Annotated in this window: 3 protein-coding genes and 1 pseudogene; all 4 read right to left on the bottom strand. The window is 75.9% G+C overall.

The features are described 5' to 3' along the window. Positions 1-545: pseudogene (locus ACVMLK_RS20810) on the bottom strand (hypothetical protein); the annotation flags it as partial. A 286-nt stretch (positions 546-831) separates the two neighbouring features. After that, positions 832-1,443 (bottom strand): protein phosphatase CheZ, encoded by a 612-nt coding sequence (locus ACVMLK_RS20805; RefSeq protein ID WP_422925939.1) that lies wholly within the window; start codon positions 1,441-1,443, stop codon positions 832-834. A 10-nt stretch (positions 1,444-1,453) separates the two neighbouring features. Continuing rightward, positions 1,454-1,816, bottom strand: a complete 363-nt coding sequence (locus tag ACVMLK_RS20800) for a response regulator (RefSeq protein ID WP_422925937.1) — start codon at positions 1,814-1,816, stop codon at positions 1,454-1,456. 101 nt (positions 1,817-1,917) lie between these two features. After that, on the bottom strand, positions 1,918-2,208 hold a 291-nt coding region (locus tag ACVMLK_RS20795; protein ID WP_457487511.1), incomplete at its 5' end, for a hypothetical protein.

Below are 2,208 nucleotides of genomic sequence, written 5' to 3'. Positions count from 1 at the left end.
GTCCGGCCCGCCGCCGGCGGCGCTGCGGTCGCAGCCGGCGCCGGGAGGGAAGCGGCCACGGCGCCAGCGGCGAGCGCGGACGACACCAGGGGCGACGCCGCCTGCGGCGGACCGGTCAGGAGAGCGGACGGGAGGATGGCGGCCGATGCGGCCGTACCGGACGGTGCCAAGCCAGAGGGCATGGGACCAGAGGGCATCGGGCCAGGGGGCATCGGGCCAGGGGGCATCGGGCCGGAAGGCAGCGCGGCTTCCGCGGCCACCGTCTCCGGATCCTGCGGCGGCCCCTCCCGCGGCGCGGCGGGCCTTGGCGGCGAGGGCTCGGTGAGGGCCTCGCCGGCCCAGGCCAGGCCTGAGGAGGGGGCTGAGGGCGGCGGGATGGTCGCCTGCGGCGCCGACCCTTGCGGCGATGCCGCCTGGGGCATGGGCAGGGCCGGATCAGGCGCCTGCGGAGTGAACGCCCCCGGATTGAATGTCTGCGGATCGAACGTCTGCGGATCCGGTGCATCCAGATCGGGCGCCGCCGCCGCCGGGGTGAAGCTGGGCATCAGGAAGGATGCCGCCAGGCCGGCCGCCGCCACGGCGGCGGCGGCGCGGCTGTCCCCGGCCCGGCCCCCCCCCGCCCCGGCCCCGGGGGGGGGGCGGGGGGGGGCCGCGGCCGCCTCCGGGGGGGCGGCTGCGCCCGTCATGCCGGCCAGCAGGGCGGCGAAGCCCTCGGCCGCCATGGGGACGGCGGTGCCGCGCCGCGCTGCGGCGCCGGCGGGCTGCAGGGCGCCTTCAGCGCCGACCGGGATCGCCATGTTCACATCCTGTCCTGTCCGCGCCGCCCGGCTCTCAGCCGAAGAGATCGTCCACGGCGCTTTGCGCGAGCCCACCCTGGGCGGCGCTGCTCGGCCCGTTCAGCAGATGGGCCTCCGGTCGCGGATCGGCCGGCAGGGGGGCTGCCTCCTCGGGGCGGATGCCCATCAGCGCCACCAGGGCGGCGATGCGCATCTCCACCTGCCGCAGGGTGGAGAGCACCTTGCGCACCCGCTGGCCGGTGATGTCCTGGAAGGCGCAGGCCAGCACGATGGCCGTCGCCGCCGCGTCCACCTCGGCCAGGTCGGCGGCGGTGTCGGCGGAGCGGCCGTCATGCAGCCGCCGCGCCGCGGCCTGGGCCCGCTCGGCCTGGCGCAGGATCTCGAAGGCGGCATGCTCGGTCTCGCCCACCACGGCGTCCAGCGTGTCGCCGAGATCGGTGGGCGGCGGCAGCCCGGTCACCTCGGCGCGCGTCTCGGCCAGCAGCCGGGCCATCGCGCGCATCTCCTCGAGCACCGGCGCCAGCCGGCCGGCCTCCTCCGGATCGGCGCGCAGGCCGAGCAGCCGGTCGATCTCGCCGGCGATCGCCGCGGCATGCCCGGCGATCCGCGCCAGGCCGGCGGCGGGGGCCGCAGAGGTCCCGCTCATGGCACCCCGCTCAGCCCACGACGGACGCGATTTTCGCCTTCAGGGTCTCGGCAGTGAAAGGCTTGACGATGTACTGCGAGGCGCCGGCCTGCTTGGCGGCGATGACGTTCTCGGTCTTGCTCTCGGCGGTGACCATGATGAAGGGGGTGCGCGCCAGGCTGGCATCGCCCCGGACCTCCTTGAGCAGCTCGAGCCCGGTCATCGGCTCCATGTTCCAGTCCGAGATCACCAGGTCATAGCGGGCGAGGCGGATCTTCTCCAGCGCCTCGGCGCCGTTGCCCGCCTCCTCGACCTCCTTGAAGCCGATCTGGTCCAGCAGGTTTCGCACAATGCGCCGCATCGTCGGGTAATCGTCCACAACCAGGATCTTCACGCGCCGGCTCCTTCAGCAGAGGCCAGGCATCCTGGCGCATCGCGTTATTTTTCGCAAGACGTTTCGCGAGACGCTCCGTGGGACGCCAGACCGCGCCCCGCTCAGCTCCGGGCGGCCTCGGCGCCGGGGAGGAAGCCGTACCAGGCCCCGTTGCCGCCCTGCGCCCGGCCGTCCGGATCGAAGAGGTGGCAGAGGCCCCAGCCGGGCATGGCGGCCAGCACCGGCGCGGCGCAGAGCTGCGCCAGGCGGTGCCCGAGGAAGAGCAGCGCCTGCGGCGTCTCCGGGGCCGGCGCCAGCAGGGCCGCGGCGCCGGCGCCGGCGCGCAGCCGCCGGTCCGCTTCCAGCCCTTCCATCGGCAGGGGCTCGGCGCCGCGCGCCTCGCCGAGCAGCAC

It is taken from the genome of Teichococcus aerofrigidensis, from assembly GCF_054073225.1.
The sequence above is the reverse complement of the archived record's forward strand: the minus strand, read 5'-3'. Positions and strand labels throughout refer to the sequence as shown.

What these genes read in the sequence shown, in the direction of transcription:
- ACVMLK_RS20805 (WP_422925939.1), bottom strand. Translation starts at nt 1,443, where the DNA reads ATGAGCGGGACCTCTGCGGCCCCCGCCGCCGGCCTGGCGCGGATCGCC.